The organism is Pseudomonas sp. Pc102, from assembly GCF_018408275.1.
GTDB classification, from domain to species: domain Bacteria; phylum Pseudomonadota; class Gammaproteobacteria; order Pseudomonadales; family Pseudomonadaceae; genus Metapseudomonas; species Metapseudomonas tohonis.
Window position 1 is genome coordinate 5,186,292 of the sequence record NZ_AP021905.1, and the last position, 15,098, is coordinate 5,201,389.

The following is a 15,098-nucleotide window of genomic DNA, read 5'->3' on the forward strand; positions in this document are numbered from 1 at the left end:
ACTGGCACCGCCCTTGCTACCGTTCTCCCCAGGACCATGACCGAGGACGTCCCATGTTCAGCAAGCACGACCAGATCCAGGGCTACGACGACGAACTGTTCAGCGCCATGCAGGAAGAGGAGCGCCGCCAGGAAGACCACATCGAGCTGATCGCCTCCGAGAACTACACCAGCCAGCGGGTGATGCAGGCCCAGGGCAGCGGCCTGACCAACAAGTACGCCGAGGGCTACCCGGGCAAGCGCTACTACGGTGGCTGCGAGTACGTCGACAAGGTCGAGCAACTGGCCATCGACCGCGCCAAGGCCCTGTTCGGCGCCGACTACGCCAACGTCCAGCCGCACTCCGGCTCCTCCGCCAACGCCGCCGTCTACCTGGCGCTGATCAATGCCGGCGACACCATCCTCGGCATGAGCCTGGCCCACGGCGGCCACCTGACCCACGGTGCCAAGGTGTCGTCCTCCGGCAAGCTCTACAACGCGGTGCAGTACGGCATCGACACCAGCACCGGGCTGATCGACTACGACGAGGTCGAGCGCCTGGCCGTCGAGCACAAGCCGAAGATGATCGTCGCCGGCTTCTCCGCCTATTCGAAGACCCTCGACTTCCCGCGCTTCCGCGCCATCGCCGACAAGGTCGGGGCACTGCTGTTCGTCGACATGGCCCACGTCGCCGGCCTGGTCGCCGCTGGCCTGTACCCCAACCCGCTGCCCTACGCCGACGTGGTCACCACCACCACCCACAAGACCCTGCGCGGCCCGCGCGGCGGCCTGATCCTGGCGCGCAAGAACGAGGAGATCGAGAAGAAGCTCAACTCCGCCGTCTTTCCCGGTGCCCAGGGCGGCCCGCTGATGCACGTCATCGCCGGCAAGGCGGTGTGCTTCAAGGAGGCTTTGGAGCCCGGCTTCAAGACCTACCAGGCGCAGGTGATCAAGAACGCCCAGGCCATGGCCAAGGTATTCATCGAGCGCGGCTTCGACGTGGTCTCCGGCGGCACCGACAACCACCTGTTCCTGGTCAGCCTGATCAAGCAGGGCCTGACCGGCAAGGACGCCGACGCCGCCCTGGGCCGCGCCGGCATCACCGTGAACAAGAACGCCGTGCCCAACGACCCGCAATCGCCCTTCGTCACCTCCGGCGTGCGCATCGGCACCCCGGCCATCACCACCCGTGGCTTCAAGGAAGAGCAGAGCGTCGCGCTGGCCGGCTGGATCTGCGACATCCTCGACCACCTCGGCGACGCCGATGTCGAGGCCCAGGTCGCCAGGCAGGTGGCGGCCCTGTGCGCGGACTTCCCCGTCTATCGCGGCTGATCCCGGCCCGGACACAAGGCGGCCCCAGGGCCGCCTTTTTCATGCCCTGCGCGCACCGCCAGGCGCCTCTCGACAGCCGCCCATCCATGAGGGAGACTCAACTTCCTTTCGACCGCCGCGAATTTCATTCATAGAGCCGCCATCATGCTGGAACTGCGCCATCTCAAGACCCTGCACGCCCTGCGCGAAGCCGACAGCCTGGTGGAGGCCGCCGAGCGCCTGCACCTCACCCAGTCGGCCCTCTCCCACCAGTTCAAGGAGCTGGAGGAGCGCCTCGGCATGCAGCTGTTCGTGCGCAAGACCAAGCCGGTGCGCTTCACCAGCGCCGGCCTGCGCCTGCTGCAACTGGCCGACTCGCTGCTGCCACAGCTGCGTGCCGCCGAGCGCGACATCGCGCGGCTGGCCGGCGGCACTGCCGGTCGCCTGCACATGGCCATCGAATGCCACAGCTGCTTCCAGTGGCTTATGCCGACCATCGACCAGTTCCGCGACGCCTGGCCGGAAGTGGAGCTGGACCTGGCCTCGGGCTTCTCCTTCGCCCCGCTGCCGGCCCTGGCCCGGGGCGACCTCGACCTGGTGGTGACCGCCGACCCCATCGACCTGCCCGGCATCACCTACGTGCCGTTGTTCACCTATGAGGCCCTGCTGGCCGTGGCCAACCAGCACCCTCTCGCGAGCAGGCCCCACGTGGTGCCCGAGGACCTGGAGACGGAAACCCTGATCACCTACCCGGTGGAACGCGACCGCCTGGACATCTTCACCCGCTTCCTCGAACCCGCCGACATCGAACCCGCCCAGGTGCGCACCTCGGAACTCACGGTGATGATGATGCAGCTGGTCGCCAGCGGCCGTGGCGTGTGCTGCCTGCCCAACTGGGCCCTGCACGAATACAGCTCGCGCGGCTACGTCACCGCCAAGCGCCTCGGCGAGAAATCCCTCTACGCCACCCTCCATGCCGCCATCCGCTCGGACATGCTCGACGCCCCCTTCATGCGCGACTTCCTCCTCACCGCCAAGGACACCTCCTTCGCCACCCTCGAAGGCGTCAGCGCCGCACGCTGATGCCCCCGTTGGGCGAGCTCATTCGCCCAACGTTGCGGCACCTACCCACCCAACCTGTGGGAGCGAATTCATTCGCGAAGGAGCCGCAGGCTTCACCCGCCCCACCCCCACAAGCACAACCCTGTAGGGGCGACTTCAGTCGCCAAGCGGCGCACAGCACCGCCAAGGGCTTCGCGAGCAAAGCTCGCTCCTACCAGGTGGCACATGCCAGTTCTGTGGGAGCGAATTCATTCGCGAAGGAGCCGTAGGCTTCACCCGCCCCACCCCCACAAGCACAACCCTGTAGGGGCGACTTCAGTCGCCAAGCGGTGCACAGCACCGCCACAAGCTTCGCGAGCAGAGCTCGCTCCTACCAAGTGGCACTTGCCAGTCCTGTGGGAGCGAATTCATTCGCGATGGCCCTCTCCAGCGCCAAGAACCGACAGGCAATCCTCCGGCCTGCTTTCGCGAATGAATTCGCTCCCACGACATCCCCGGCCTGCCCGTAGCCCGGGCTTCAGCCCGGGGAGGCAACAGCCGCTCAGAACAACGCCAGGCTGTAGCTCAGGATCACCCGGTTCTCGTCCACGCCCCGGCCCACGCTGGTGCGGTAGACGGAATTGCGCCAGGTCAGCCCCAGATCCTTGAGCGGGCCGCTCTGCACCACATACTTGATGTCGGTGTCGCGCTCCCATCCGTCCACCGAGCGACCGTCACCCAGTTCACCATCCCGGGCCTTGAAATAGCGGGTCATCAGCGACAGGCCCGGCACGCCAAGGGCAGCGAAGTCGCAGTCGTAGCGCAGTTGCCAGGAGCGCTCGCCACGCTCGGCGAAGTCGTAGTACTGGCCGAAGTTCACCAGGTAGGCATCAGCCCCCTGTACATAGGGGAAGGCGGTACGGCCACTCATGCGCTGCAGACCCAGGCCCAGTGCATGGCCATCGTGGCGACGGTAGGTGATCAGGCCACCGACCGAGCGGTTGTCGATCTCGCGGCGCCAGCCGGTGCCGGCATCGCGGCTGTCGAACAGGCGCAGGTCCAGCTCCAGGCGGTCCTCGCCCAGGGGCACGCGGCCCTTGAGGCCGAAGAAGTCCTGGCGGTAGATGTCCTCCAGTTCGGCATGGTGGTAGCTCAGCGTCCAGCCGGGGCGTGCCTCCCAGTCGAAGCCGGCCAGATCCAGATGCCCGGCACGGGGCCCGGCGGTGAAGCGCTTGTTGCGGTTGTACAGGGCCAGGTCGCTGCGCCCGCCCTCGTTGCGCTGGCTCACCTCGTCCAGCCGCGCCAGGGTGAAGCCCAGGCCCTCCCATTCGCGGGATTCCACCAGGCCGCCATGGAAAGTCTGCGGGAACAGCCGGCCATTGTTCGGCTGCAGGGTGGGCAGCCTGGGCACCAGGGCGCCGAGTTTCAGTTCGCTGCGCGAGACCCGGGCCTTGAGGGTGCCGTCGATCCGGCCGTAGTCATCGGCGGCGCGGCCATCGTCCTGCACCGCCAGCAACCCGGTGCCGGCGCGGCCCTTGCCGGAATCCAGCTTCAGCCCCAGGCGCCCCATGGCGTCGAGGCCGAAACCGACGGTGCCTGTGGTGTAGCCGGAGCGGTAGTCGAGGAGGAAGCCCTGGGCCCATTCCTCGTGCAGCGAGTCGCCCGCGCCCTCACGGAAATCGCGGTTCATATAGAAGTTGCGCATCTGCAGAGTGGCGCTGGAGCCCTCGATGAAACCATCGGCGGCCAGGGCCCAGGGGGCCGCGCCGCCCAGCAGCAGGGCAATAAGTGCAGCGGGGTGTTTCTTGTTGTTATGCATGGTGCTCTCCAAGGCTCGGGCGCGCCGGCTGGCGCGCCCTCCATCACGAAGCGCTCAGGTGCGCTCCAGGACCACGGCCACGCCCTGGCCCCGCCCCACACAGAGGCTGACCACGGCGTAGCGCAGGTTCTTGCGTTGCAGGGTGCGGCAGGCGGTCAGCGCCAGGCGCGCGCGAAGCAGTCATCACCGGCATCAGCAGGCCGCCGGCCAGGTCATCCGGGCGGACCTGGGCCAGGGCACCGCCGTGGCGGCCGAAAGGCGTGCGCAGGCCGCCATAGATATAGGCATCGAGCATCAGCGTTCTCCCTGGAAAGATGCATCGGTATGCAGGAGGGACAGGCCCAGCCGCGCGCGACGGCGCAGCCAGGGGCTGGGGCGGTAGCGCGGATCACCGCTGAGGGCATGCAGGCGCTGGAGGATCGACAGCACCCGCGCCGGCCCCAAGTGGTCGCCCCAGGCCAGCGGGCCCTGTGGATAACCGAGGCCAAGGCGCACGGCCAGGTCGATATCGGTGGGTGCGGCGATGCCTTGCTGGGCGATGTCGCAGGCCAGGTTGACGATGCCGGCCAGGGTGCGCTGGACCACGAAGCCCGCGCTGTCGCGGATCACCGTGACCCTGGCGCCATCGGCCGCGAACAACGCCCGCGCGGCTCCAAGGCAGTCCGCCCGGGTGGCGGGCGTTGGCATCAGGCAGCGGTGCGAGGCCAGCTCCGCCAGGGCGTCGAAGGCCACCACGCGCGTGGGGTCGAGCTCGAAGCGCAGCGCCGCCTCGGTGGCATCCAGGCCCAGGGGCGCGAGCAGGCAGAGCGCTTCGGCGGAAGGCCGCGCGCCCTCCTCCAGCTCCGCGCCCAGTCCGCTCAGCCAGGGGCGCAATATCGCGGCGTCGAAGCCCTCGTCCAGCCCCAGCCACACCGGCATCCGCGGGCCGATGGCGCACGGTTGCGGAACCGGCTCGGCAACCGCCGGATAGCGATGGAAACCATGCCCGCTCTTGCGTCCCAGATAGCCGGCGGCCAGGCGCTGGCGCAGCAGCGGGTGCGGGCGGTAGCGCGGCTCCTCGTAGAACTGCCGGTAGATGGATTCCATCACCGGCACGCCGACATCCAGCCCCACCAGGTCCATCAGCTCGAAAGGCCCCATGGGGAAGCCCGCGCCATCGCGCAACAAGGCGTCCACCTCGGCGGGCCCGGTCACGCACTCGGCGAGGATGCGCAACGCTTCGGTGCCATAGGCCCGGCCCGCGTGGTTGACCAGGAAGCCCGGCGAATCCTGCGCCCGCACCGGCTCGTGCCCCAGCTGCCGCACCAGCGCCAGCAGGCGTTCGAGGACAGCTTCATGGGTCGCCAGGCCGGGGATGACCTCCACCAGGCGCATGCGCGGCACGGGGTTGAAGAAGTGCAGCCCGGCGACCCGCCCGGGGTCATCGCAGGCCGAGGCGATGGCGGTGATCGACAGCGACGAGGTGTTGCTGGCGAGAATCGCCTCGCCCTCCAGCAGCGCCTCCAACTGGCGGAACAGCGCCTGCTTGGCGGCCAGGTCCTCGACTATCGCCTCGACCACCAACTGGCAGCCGACCAGGTCCTGCAGCGTTTCCACCGGCCGCAGTGCCGCCCTGGACTGCTCCAGCTGCGCGTCGCTGACCCGGCCCTTGTCCCGCTGTTTCTCCAGCGCGGCGACGATGCGCTCCCGGGCCTGTGCCGAGGCGCCAGGGCGTGCGTCATGCAGGCGCACCTGCAAGCCCGCGCTGGCCGCCAGCTGGGCGATGCCCTGGCCCATGGCGCCGCAGCCGACCACACCGAGCCGGGTGATCTCGAACCCGTTCATCGGCCCCGGTACTCCGGCTCGCGCTTCTCGAGAAAGGCGCGCATGCCCTCCTTCTGGTCATGGCTGTCGAACAGCAACTGGAACGCCTGGCGCTCGAGCAGCAACGCGCTTTCCAGGGGCAGGTCGGCGCCATCACGGACCACCGCTTTGATCTGCGCCACGGCCAGCGCCGGCAGGCGGGCGATCTCCCCGGCCAGCGCCAGCGCGCGGGGCAGTGCGTCCTCCTCCGCCACCTCGCTGGCCAGGCCCATCGCCAGGGCCTCCTCGGCCCCCACCAGGCAGCCGGTCAGCAGCAGGCGCAGGGCCTGGTACTTGCCCACCGCGCGCACCAGGCGCTGGGTGCCGCCGGCGCCGGGCATGATGCCCAGGCGCACCTCGGGCTGGCCGAAGCGCGCCGTGGCGCCGGCGACGATCAGGTCGGCAAGCAGGGCCAGCTCGCAGCCGCCACCCAGGGCCAGGCCGTTGACCGCCGCGATGATCGGCTTGCGGCATTGCGCCAGGGCCTGCCAGTAGCGCTCCACGCGCCGTTGCTGGACCTGCAGCGGGCCGGCTTCCAGCAGTTCGCCGAGGTCCGCTCCGGCGGCGAACACGGTGGGGCCGCCGCTGATGACGATGACCCGCACCGACGGGTCCTCGTCCAGCCCCTGCACCGTCTCGGCCAGGGTGCGACGCAACGCCAGGTCCAGGGCATTGCGCAGCGCCGGTCGATCGAGGGTGAGCAGGACGATGCCGGCGCCGGGGTGTTCGAGCCGCAGCGGCGGCTCCGGGCAAAAGCGTTCTTCATGGACCGTCATGACGATCTCCGTTGTGTCCTGTCTGCGGGGAAGCGGGAGGTGCGTCAGCCGCGCACGATCCCGCGTTGGATCAGGTCGTCGACCTGACCGGCGTCCAGGCCGAGGCCCTCGAGCAGCTCGCGGCTGTGCTGGCCCAGACCCGGTGGCGGGCTGCGGTACTGCGCCGGGGTGCGCGAAAGCTTCACCGGCGAGGCGACACCGCGGTAATCACCCAGCTCCACCAGCATTTCCCGGTGGCGGGTGTGCGGATGGGCGATGGCCTGGTCCACAGTCACCACCGCGCCGCAAGGCACGCCCAGGCGGATCAGCGCCTCGGTCAGGGACGGGCCGTCGTGGCTGGCGAGATGGCCTTCGAGTGCCGTCTTCAGCGCCTGGCGGTGCACCGAGCGACTGCCGTTGTCGGCGAAGCGCGGGTCGTCCAGCAGGGCCTCGGCGCCCAGGTGCTCGCAGAGCCGGGCGAACTGGCGGTCGTTGCCCACGGCGAGGAAGATCGGCTCGCCGCCGGTGCGGTAGCTGTCGTAGGGGGCGATGTTGGGGTGGGCGTTGCCGCTGCGCGGGTTCACCCGGCCCGAGCCGAAGTAGTTGGGCAGATGCGGGTGCAGGAGCGACAGGCCGCAGTCGTAGAGGGTGATGTCCACGGACTGCCCGCGCCCGCTGCGCTGCCGCTCGTGCAGCGCGAGGAGGATGCCGGCCAGGGCGTTGAGCCCGGTGGCCATGTCCACCACCGGCAGGCCGACCCGCAGCGGCCCGCCGTCGGCCTCGCCGTTCACGCTCATCAGGCCGGCCATGGCCTGGATCGCCGCGTCGTAGCCGGGCAGCCCGCCGAGCGGGCCGTCGGCGCCGAAGCCGGAGACCGCGCAGTGGATCAGCCGGGGAAAGCGCTCGGCCAGCACCTCGGCATAGCCGATGCCCCAGCGCTCCAGGGTGCCGGGCTTGAAGTTCTCCAGCAGCACGTCGGCGCCTTCCAGCAGGCGCAGCAGCAGCTGGCGGCCCTCGGGCTGGGCGAGGTCCACCACCAGTCCCTTCTTGTTGCGGTTGATGCCACGGAAATAGGAAGCCGTGTCGCCCTCGAAGGGCGGGCCCCAGCCCCGGGTCTCGTCACCGGCCGGGGGTTCCAGCTTGATCACCTCGGCGCCGTGGTCGGCCAGGGCCTGGGAGCAGTAGGGGCCACCCAGGACGCGGCTGAGGTCGAGAACGCGGATGCCGTGCAAGGCGCCCCGAGGGGCTGTCGTTGTGGTCATGGTCAGGGCTCCGCGATCAGTGGGGCAGCAGGCGCAGGGCGTCGTCCAGGCTAAGCGGGCCTTCGGCCAGCAGGGCCGGCAGCAGCGCATCGCCGGCATCCGCCTCGGCCGCCAGGGGGTCGCGGGGCAGCACGCGGTGGCGCAGCACCAGCAAGGCCAGGGCCAGGCGCCGGTGGTTGGGGGCCAGGCGCGCGCCCTCCCAGGCCAGGGCGATGGCCGTGGCGACGTGATAGAGCGCGCTGCCGGCCTGGCGCACCTGCTGGTGGCGGCGGGCCTCGGCGACCTCGGCCATCAGCGCGACGGCCTTGTCCAGGCTGCTGCGCAGCAGCGCATCGGCGGCGGCAGGCAGGGCCGCCTCATCGAGCAGGCCGCGCAGGTGGCGGGCCAGGGGCTCCAGGGCGCCTTCGCGGGTCACGGCGCGGGCGATGTCCAGCGCCACGATGTTGCTGGTGCCCTCCCAGATCGAGCCCAGGTGGGCGTCGCGCACCAGGCGGGCGTCGCTCCATTCCTCGATGTAGCCGACGCCACCGCGCACCTCCATGGCGTCGCCGGTGGCACGGCGGGCATCACGGCAGGCGCGGAACTTGATCAGCGGGGTGAGGATGCGCACGCACTGCTGCGCCTCGCGGTCGCCGGCATCGGCACGGGGCAGCAGGGTGGCGATCTGCATGAACAGGGAACGCGCCTGCTCGGCGGGCAGCATCAGCTTGAGCAACTGGCGCTGCATCAGCGGCATGTCCACCAGGCGCTTGCCGAAGGCCTGGCGCTGGCGGGCGACGAACAGCGCCTCGTTGAGCCCCCGGCGCATCAGCCCGGCGGCCCGCACGCCGTTGGACAGGCGCGACATGTTGACCATGTCGGCCATCTGCTGGAAGCCGCGTCCGACCTCGCCGATCAGGTAGGCGGTGGCGCCTTCCAGGGTGATCTCGCCGCTGGCCATGGAGCGGGTGCCGAGCTTGTCCTTCAGGCGCACGATGCGGTACGCGTTGCGGCTGCCATCGGGCCGGTGCCTGGGCAGCAGGAACAGGCTGACGCCTGCCATGCCCTCGGGGGCGTCCTCGGGCCGGGCGAGCACCATGGCGAGGTCGGCGTCGGGGTTGGAGCAGAACCACTTGTCGCCGTGCAGGGTCCAGGCCCCGTCCTTCTGCCGCGCCACGGTGCGGATGCGCGCCACGTCGGAGCCGGCGGCCTGCTCGGTCATGAACATGGCGCCCTGGTAGAGGCTGTCGAAGTCCCGCGAGGTGAGGCTCGGCAGGTAGCGCTCCACCAGCTCCGGTGCGCCGTACTTGCGCAGGGTGCGGGTGAGGGAGTCGGTCATGCTCACCGGGCAGCAGAGGCCGAACTCGGCCTGCACGAACAGGTAGGTCAGCGCGTACTTGACCAGCGGCGGCGGGCCGTCGGCCACGTGGCTCATGGAGGCCAGGCCCAGCTCGGCGTAGGCCACCCGCTCCAGGGCCACGTAGTCAGGGTGCTTGAGGATGCGCTGGCGGTCCTCGCCGCGCCGGGTGCGGCTGGCCAGCACCGGCGGGTTCTTGTCCGCCGAGAGCGCCAGGGTGTCCAGCTCGCCGCCGGCGCGTGCGCCAAGCGCCTGCAGGCGCGGCAGCCAGGGCGCCAGGACCGCCGGCGGCAGGTAGAGGGACAGCAGGCGGGCGAGCTCGGGGTCGACGTCGAACAGGTTCATCCCACTGCTGTCGGGGATGTTCAGTTCATCGATGACGGGGCGTTCGATCAGGGCGTTCATGGCGTCACTCCTTCGTGTCGTGCGCCGAGACTAAGAAGCCCTACGATAAGTATCCAATAGAATAAAAAGCCCATACGATAAGAAAATCATATCGTTGAAGGGAGCACCGGATGGACCTCAAGCAGCTTCGCTACTTCATCGCCGTCGCCGAGGAACTGCACTTCGGCCGCGCCGCCGCGCGCCTGTTCATCTCCCAGCCGGCGCTCTCCTTCGACATCAAGAAGCTGGAGGAGCAGCTGGGCGTGCAACTGCTGGCGCGCACCAACAAATCGGTGAAGCTCACCGCCCCCGGCCAGGTGCTGCTGGAGGAGGCCCGCAGCCTGCTGCAACAGGCCGAGCAGGCACGGCGCCTGACGTTGCGCTCGGCCCAGGGGGCGCTGGGCCGGCTGCGCGTGGGGTTCGTCAGCTCGATGCTCTATCGCGGCCTGCCGGCGGCGGTGCGCGGCTTCGAGGCGGAGCACCCGGGCATGGAGGTGGTGCTGCAGGAGATGAACAGCGCCGAGCAGGCCCTGGCGCTGCAGCGCGGGCAGATCGACATCGGCTTCATCCATCGCGGCCCCCTGGCGGCAGGGCTGCGCTCCGAGGCCCTGCTGGCCGAACCCTTCCTCTGCTGCCTGCCGCCCGGGCACCCCCTGGCGGGTGCCGAGCGCATCGACCTGGCCGAACTGCGCGACGATCCGTTCATCCTCTTCCCGCGCCCGGCGGCGCCGCACTACCACGACCTGATCATCGCCTGCTGCGTGGGGGCCGGCTTCAGCCCGCAGATCCGCCATGAAGCGCGGCTGTGGCAGACCATAGTCGCCATGGTGGCGCAGGGCATGGGCGTCGCGCTGTTGCCGGCGTCCCTGTGCCGCGCCTGGCCGGGTGTCGTCGGCGTCCCCCTGCAGCAGGAAGGCGCACTGTCGGAAATCCATGCCCTGCTCGGCGAGGAGAACGCCCCCGAGGCGGCACACGCCTTCCTCGCGCGCCTGCAACGGCAACTGGCAGGCGACGATACGGATTCCGTTATCGCGCCATAAGAACAAACGACTATTGATTTGCCGCCCGCGCTCCTAGACTCCGGCTCGACTCGAGTCTCAAGCCATGCGCCAGCCCGCCCCGCCACGCCCCTTGCCTCTGTCGGCGGGGTGGCCGCTGGTTCGCCAGATAAAAACAACAAGAGAGGTGGAGTCCATGAACCACGCCCTGCACCCGGACGAACGGGAACAGCATCGCAAGGCCCGCAAGGCGGGCATCGCTTCCTTCATCGGCACCACCATCGAGTGGTACGACTTCTACATCTACGGCCTGGCCGCCGCGCTGGTGTTCGGCAAGGTGTTCTTCCCCGCCGACATGGACCCGGGCGTCGCCACCCTGCTGTCCTTCGCCACGCTCTGGTCCGGCTTCATCGCCCGGCCCCTGGGCGGCATCATCTTCGGCCACCTGGGCGACCGCATCGGCCGCAAGACGACCCTGGTGATCACCCTGGTGATGATGGGCCTGGCCACCACCGGCATCGGCCTGCTGCCCACCTATGCACAGATCGGCATCTGGGCGCCGGTGACGCTGGTGTGCCTGCGGGTGATCCAGGGCATCGCCGTCGGCGGCGAGTGGGGTGGCGCCATCCTCATCGCCAGCGAGAGCGCGCCCAAGGGCAAGGGCATCCTCTACGCCGCCTTCGCCCAGCAGGGCTCGCCCACCGGCAACCTGCTGGCGACCCTGGCCTTCTTCGCCCTGAGCAGCCTGCCGATGCCGGACTTCCTGCAATGGGGCTGGCGCATTCCCTTCCTGCTTTCGGCGGCGCTGGTGATCGTCGGCATGGTGATCCGCCTGACCCTGGAAGAGTCGGCGGACATGCAGCGGCTGATGCGCGAGAAGAAGACCGCCAAGCTGCCGATCCTCGAAGTGCTGCGCAAGCACTGGCTGGTGGTGCTGCTGGGCGCGGGGACGCTGCCGGTGATCCACGTCACCTACTTCAAGAGCACCTTCGCCCTGTCCTGGGCCACCAAGACCCTGGGCTACAGCCAGAGCACCTTCCTCAGCATCATCGTCATCGCGCTGGTGGTGCAGTTCATCAGCCAGCCCATCGGCGCGCTGCTGACCACCCGCATCGACATGCGCAAGGCGGTGGCGATCATGGTGCTGCCGGAGTTCATCCTGATGCCGGCGATGTTCTTCGCCGTGGAGACCAACGTGTACTGGATCGCCGCCGTCGGCATGTGCCTGGCGACCATCCCCCACGCCATGTTCTACGGCGCCATCGGCGGCATCCTGGCCCGCGCCTTCCCCACCCGGGTGCGCTACTCCGGCCTGTCGCTGGCCTACCAGCTGTGCTCCCTGCTGGTGGGCGGCGGCACCCCGCTGCTGGCCCAGTGGATCCTCAACTCCACCGGCAGCATCGTCGGCGTGGCCATCGCCTCGGCGTTCTATGCGGTGGTGTCGCTGGTCTGCACCCTGGCCCTGCTGCGCATCACCGGCCACCACGCCAGCGAACTCTCCACCGCCGAGCGGGACAATGGCGAACCGGATGCCCAGGCCGAGCCCCGCAGCACCATCGGCCAGACCAACCCGGCCTGACTCTCCCCCTCAAACCCGCGTGCACGCCACGCGGGTTGCACCCGCCCTGCAGCGGCACAGACCCGTGTAGGGGCGAATTCATTCGCCCAGCAGTGCGCAGCACTGCCAGAAGCTTCGCGAGCAGAGCTCGCTCCTACAACAACCCGCACGCCCCTACAACGATCCCCGGCCGCCCCCCCGTAGCCCGGGCTTCAGCCCGGGACCGCGCGGCCCATCCGCCGCTCGTGCTCGATCAGCCAGCGCTTGCGCCACAGCCCACCGCCGTAGCCGGTGAGGGAGCCGTCGGAGCCGATGATGCGGTGGCAGGGGATGACGATGGCGATCTGGTTGGTGCCGTTGGCACGGGCGACGGCGCGTACCGACGAGGGCGAGCCGATGGCGCGGGCCAGGTCGGCATAGCTGCAGGTGACGCCGAAGGGAATCTCGCGCAGGGCCTGCCACACACTGCGGGTGAAGGCCGAGGCGCCCATGGCCAGCGGCGTGGCGAAGACCACCGGCTCGCCGGCGAAGTAGCGCGAGAGCTCCGCCTCGATCTGGTCGATGGGGGCGAAGCGGCCGAAGCCGATGCGGGTGCCGGTGAGCTTCTGCAGGTTCTTCAGCTCGTTGGCCAGCGCCGGCCGGTCGAAGAACTCCAGCAGGTGCAGGGACTGCGCATCCGCCACGGCCAGCATCACGCCAAGGGGCGTTTCCAGCCAGTCGGCCTTGAGCAGCTCACGCCCGCGCAGGTGCGACGGCGGTTCGCCCAGCAGGCGGGTGAAGGCGCTGCGGAAGCCGCTGTCGGAGTCGAAGCTGGCGGTCACCTGGGCGTCCACCACCCGTGCCCCGGCGGACAGCTGCGCCAGGCCCTGGCCGATGCGGCGCAGGCGGGCCATTTCCAGGAAGGTCACGCCGAAATGGCGCTTGAAGGCACGGCGCACCGTGGAGGGGTCGTGGCCGAGGGCGACGAGGTCGCCTTCCAGCCAGCGCCTCTCCTGGTCCTGCTCCAGCAGCGCGACCAGCTCCTTGACCAGCGGCTCCCGGGCGCCCACCTGGTCCAGCGGGCGGCAGCGCAGGCAGGGCCGGAAACCCGCCTCGACACAGGCCTTGATGCTGCCGAAGAACACCGAGTTCTCCCGCTTGGGCTTGCGCGCGGCGCAGGTCAGGCGGCAGAACACCCCGGTGCTCTTGACCCCGACGAAGGCAAAGCCCTCATAGGCCGGGTCGCGCTCCAGCAGCGCCTGGTAGAGGGTCTCGTCATCGGGTAGCGAATCGAACAGCGGGGCATCCATGGCCGGCTCCAGAACCGTGGGAAAAAGAGCGCCCACTTTATGCCAGGAAACCGTCCTGTGCCGCCTTGGATCGGGCGTCCATTCCACGGGGCGGGCGAGCAGGATACCCGCCCTCCCCGACGCGGCCGTCAGGCCTCTTCGAAGTGCAACTCCGGCGGCTGGCGACGGAAGCCGCCGGTGAGCCAGGCGAGGTAGATCACCCCCAGGGCCAGCCAGGACAGGCCGAGGATGATCGCCAGGTGATCGAGGCTGATCATCAGCCACAGGGTGGAGACCATGCCGATCAGCGGGCAGACCACGAACAGCAGCGCCTCGCGCGGGCCGCGCCGATCGCTGCGCAGCCAGTAGTGGAAGATCACCGAGAGGTTCACCAGGCTGAAGGCCAGGAAGGCGCCGAAGTTGATGAAGGAGGTGGAGGTGGTCACGTCCATCTCCAGCGCCAGCAGGGCCACCACGCCGCACAGCACGATGCTGCCCACCGGGGTGCCGAAGCGCTCACTGAGGCGGCCAAACAGGGATTGCGGCAGCACGCCGTCGCGGCCCATGGCGAACAGCAGGCGCGAGGCGCTGGCCTGGGCGGAGAGGCCCGAGGTGAACTGGCCGACGATCAGGCCGATGAGGAACACCGAGACGAACACATCGCCGCCGATGTTGCGGGCGATCTCGTAGGCCGCCGAGTCCGCGCTCTGGAACTCGATGGAGGGGTGCGCCAGCTGCACGAAGTAGGAGGTGGCGATGAAGATCAGCCCGCCGATCAGGGTGATCAGCAGGATCGCTTTGGGAATGGTCCGGCGCGGGTCACGGGTCTCTTCGGTGAGGGTGCTCACCGCATCGAAGCCGAGGAAGGAATAGCAGGCGATGGCGGCGCCACTCATCACCAGCGGCAGGTTCAGGCCCTCGCCGACGAAGGGCGCCAGGGACCACAGCGGCTTGCTCGCATCGCCCAGCACGTAGTGCACGCAGAGCGCGACGAAGGCCAGCAGCACCAGGAACTGCACCAGCACCAGCGCGCCGTTGACGGTCTTGGCCAGCTTGAGCCCGACCACGTTGATGGCCGTGGTGACGCCGATGAAGGCCAGCACCCAGAGCGCCTGGGGCACGTCGGGGAAGGCCGAGTGCAGGTAGGCCGCGCCGATCAGCCAGATGGCCATGGGCAGGAACAGGTAGTCCAGCAGCACCGCCCAGCCGGCGAGGAAGCCCAGCTTGGGGCTGATGGATTTGCGCACGTAGGTGTAGGCCGAGCCGGCCACCGGGAAGGCGGCGGCCATCCGCGCGTAGCTCAGCGCGGTGAACAGCATGGCCAGGGACGCGGCCACGTAGGCGGCGGGCACCAGGCCCTGGGTGACGTCGGCGAGGATGCCGAAGGTGCCGAGGACGATGATCGGGGTCATGTACGCGATGCCGAACAGCACCACGGACCCCAGCGACAGGGTGCGCTGAAGACGAGCCATTACTGCTACTCCGAATTGTTGATTGTTATGGCAGAGCCGAAGTCGGCGAAGGTGGAGCGACCGCGTCCCTGGGG

General features: G+C 69.4%; 12 protein-coding genes and 1 pseudogene. 4 read left to right on the forward strand and 9 right to left on the reverse strand.

The window, feature by feature from the left end:
* Positions 1–53 precede the first annotated feature (53 nt).
* Together glyA and metR are read left to right on the forward strand one after the other, a co-directional pair.
* A complete protein-coding gene (gene glyA / locus PHLH3_RS23720) occupies positions 54–1,310 on the forward strand; it encodes a serine hydroxymethyltransferase (protein ID WP_213626006.1) in 1,257 nt (418 codons plus the stop codon).
* A 144-nt stretch (positions 1,311–1,454) separates the two neighbouring features.
* The gene (gene metR, locus PHLH3_RS23725; protein ID WP_213626007.1) at positions 1,455–2,372 is read left to right on the forward strand and encodes a transcriptional regulator MetR; all 918 of its coding nucleotides are present in this window, start codon (positions 1,455–1,457) and stop codon (positions 2,370–2,372) included.
* 520 nt (positions 2,373–2,892) lie between these two features.
* Here the strand turns inward: metR and PHLH3_RS23730 are convergent.
* The 7 genes and pseudogenes from PHLH3_RS23730 to PHLH3_RS23755 all read right to left on the reverse strand — a co-directional run bounded on the left by PHLH3_RS23730 (position 2,893) and on the right by PHLH3_RS23755 (position 9,749).
* Positions 2,893–4,149: an OprD family porin gene (locus tag PHLH3_RS23730; protein ID WP_213626008.1), complete on the reverse strand. Its 1,257-nt coding sequence runs from the start codon at positions 4,147–4,149 to the stop codon at positions 2,893–2,895.
* Between the two features lie 54 nt (positions 4,150–4,203).
* Positions 4,204–4,329: a hypothetical protein gene (locus PHLH3_RS30730; RefSeq protein WP_213630659.1), complete on the reverse strand. Its 126-nt coding sequence runs from the start codon at positions 4,327–4,329 to the stop codon at positions 4,204–4,206.
* A gap of 10 nt (positions 4,330–4,339) precedes the next feature.
* Positions 4,340–4,444: pseudogene (locus PHLH3_RS30530) on the reverse strand (hypothetical protein); the annotation flags it as partial.
* Complete coding sequence (locus tag PHLH3_RS23740) at positions 4,444–5,973, reverse strand: 3-hydroxyacyl-CoA dehydrogenase (RefSeq protein ID WP_213626009.1); 1,530 nt, start codon at positions 5,971–5,973, stop codon at positions 4,444–4,446. The gene PHLH3_RS23740 and the pseudogene PHLH3_RS30530, both read right to left, overlap by 1 nt.
* Positions 5,970–6,767: an enoyl-CoA hydratase-related protein gene (locus tag PHLH3_RS23745; protein WP_213626010.1), complete on the reverse strand. Its 798-nt coding sequence runs from the start codon at positions 6,765–6,767 to the stop codon at positions 5,970–5,972. The genes PHLH3_RS23740 and PHLH3_RS23745 overlap by 4 nt, the downstream gene beginning before the upstream one ends.
* 44 nt (positions 6,768–6,811) lie before the next feature.
* Positions 6,812–8,008 carry a CaiB/BaiF CoA-transferase family protein gene (locus PHLH3_RS23750; RefSeq protein WP_213626011.1) on the reverse strand — a complete coding sequence of 399 codons (1,197 nt, stop codon included), beginning with the start codon at positions 8,006–8,008 and terminating at the stop codon, positions 6,812–6,814.
* 16 nt (positions 8,009–8,024) lie between these two features.
* A complete protein-coding gene (locus PHLH3_RS23755; protein ID WP_213626012.1) occupies positions 8,025–9,749 on the reverse strand; it encodes an acyl-CoA dehydrogenase family protein in 1,725 nt (574 codons plus the stop codon).
* Between the two features lie 110 nt (positions 9,750–9,859).
* Here PHLH3_RS23755 and PHLH3_RS23760 point away from each other — a divergent pair, with 110 nt between their 5' ends.
* Positions 9,860–10,768 (forward strand): LysR family transcriptional regulator, encoded by a 909-nt coding sequence (locus PHLH3_RS23760; protein ID WP_213626013.1) that lies wholly within the window; start codon positions 9,860–9,862, stop codon positions 10,766–10,768.
* A 154-nt stretch (positions 10,769–10,922) separates the two neighbouring features.
* A complete protein-coding gene (locus tag PHLH3_RS23765) occupies positions 10,923–12,305 on the forward strand; it encodes an MFS transporter (RefSeq protein WP_213626014.1) in 1,383 nt (460 codons plus the stop codon).
* A gap of 191 nt (positions 12,306–12,496) precedes the next feature.
* On the opposite strand, the gene PHLH3_RS23770 is transcribed toward PHLH3_RS23765, so the two are convergent.
* Positions 12,497–13,573, reverse strand: a complete 1,077-nt coding sequence (locus tag PHLH3_RS23770; protein ID WP_213626015.1) for a trifunctional transcriptional activator/DNA repair protein Ada/methylated-DNA--[protein]-cysteine S-methyltransferase — start codon at positions 13,571–13,573, stop codon at positions 12,497–12,499.
* A 128-nt stretch (positions 13,574–13,701) separates the two neighbouring features.
* Entirely contained in the window at positions 13,702–15,024 is a 1,323-nt protein-coding gene (locus tag PHLH3_RS23775; RefSeq protein ID WP_213626016.1) for an APC family permease, read from the reverse strand.
* Positions 15,025–15,098 lie beyond the last annotated feature (74 nt).

Bases quoted from the DNA above. Each gene is read 5' to 3' on its own strand.
- PHLH3_RS23765 (WP_213626014.1), top strand. From the start codon at position 10,923: ATGAACCACGCCCTGCACCCGGACGAACGGGAACAGCATCGCAAGGCC.
- PHLH3_RS23760 (WP_213626013.1), top strand. From the start codon at position 9,860: ATGGACCTCAAGCAGCTTCGCTACTTCATCGCCGTCGCCGAGGAACTG.
- metR (WP_213626007.1), top strand. From the start codon at position 1,455: ATGCTGGAACTGCGCCATCTCAAGACCCTGCACGCCCTGCGCGAAGCC.
- PHLH3_RS23745 (WP_213626010.1), bottom strand. From the start codon at position 6,767: ATGACGGTCCATGAAGAACGCTTTTGCCCGGAGCCGCCGCTGCGGCTC.
- glyA (WP_213626006.1), top strand. From the start codon at position 54: ATGTTCAGCAAGCACGACCAGATCCAGGGCTACGACGACGAACTGTTC.
- PHLH3_RS23740 (WP_213626009.1), bottom strand. From the start codon at position 5,973: ATGAACGGGTTCGAGATCACCCGGCTCGGTGTGGTCGGCTGCGGCGCC.
- PHLH3_RS23750 (WP_213626011.1), bottom strand. From the start codon at position 8,008: ATGACCACAACGACAGCCCCTCGGGGCGCCTTGCACGGCATCCGCGTT.
- PHLH3_RS23775 (WP_213626016.1), bottom strand. From the start codon at position 15,024: ATGGCTCGTCTTCAGCGCACCCTGTCGCTGGGGTCCGTGGTGCTGTTC.
- PHLH3_RS23770 (WP_213626015.1), bottom strand. From the start codon at position 13,573: ATGGATGCCCCGCTGTTCGATTCGCTACCCGATGACGAGACCCTCTAC.
- PHLH3_RS23755 (WP_213626012.1), bottom strand. From the start codon at position 9,749: ATGAACGCCCTGATCGAACGCCCCGTCATCGATGAACTGAACATCCCC.
- PHLH3_RS23730 (WP_213626008.1), bottom strand. From the start codon at position 4,149: ATGCATAACAACAAGAAACACCCCGCTGCACTTATTGCCCTGCTGCTG.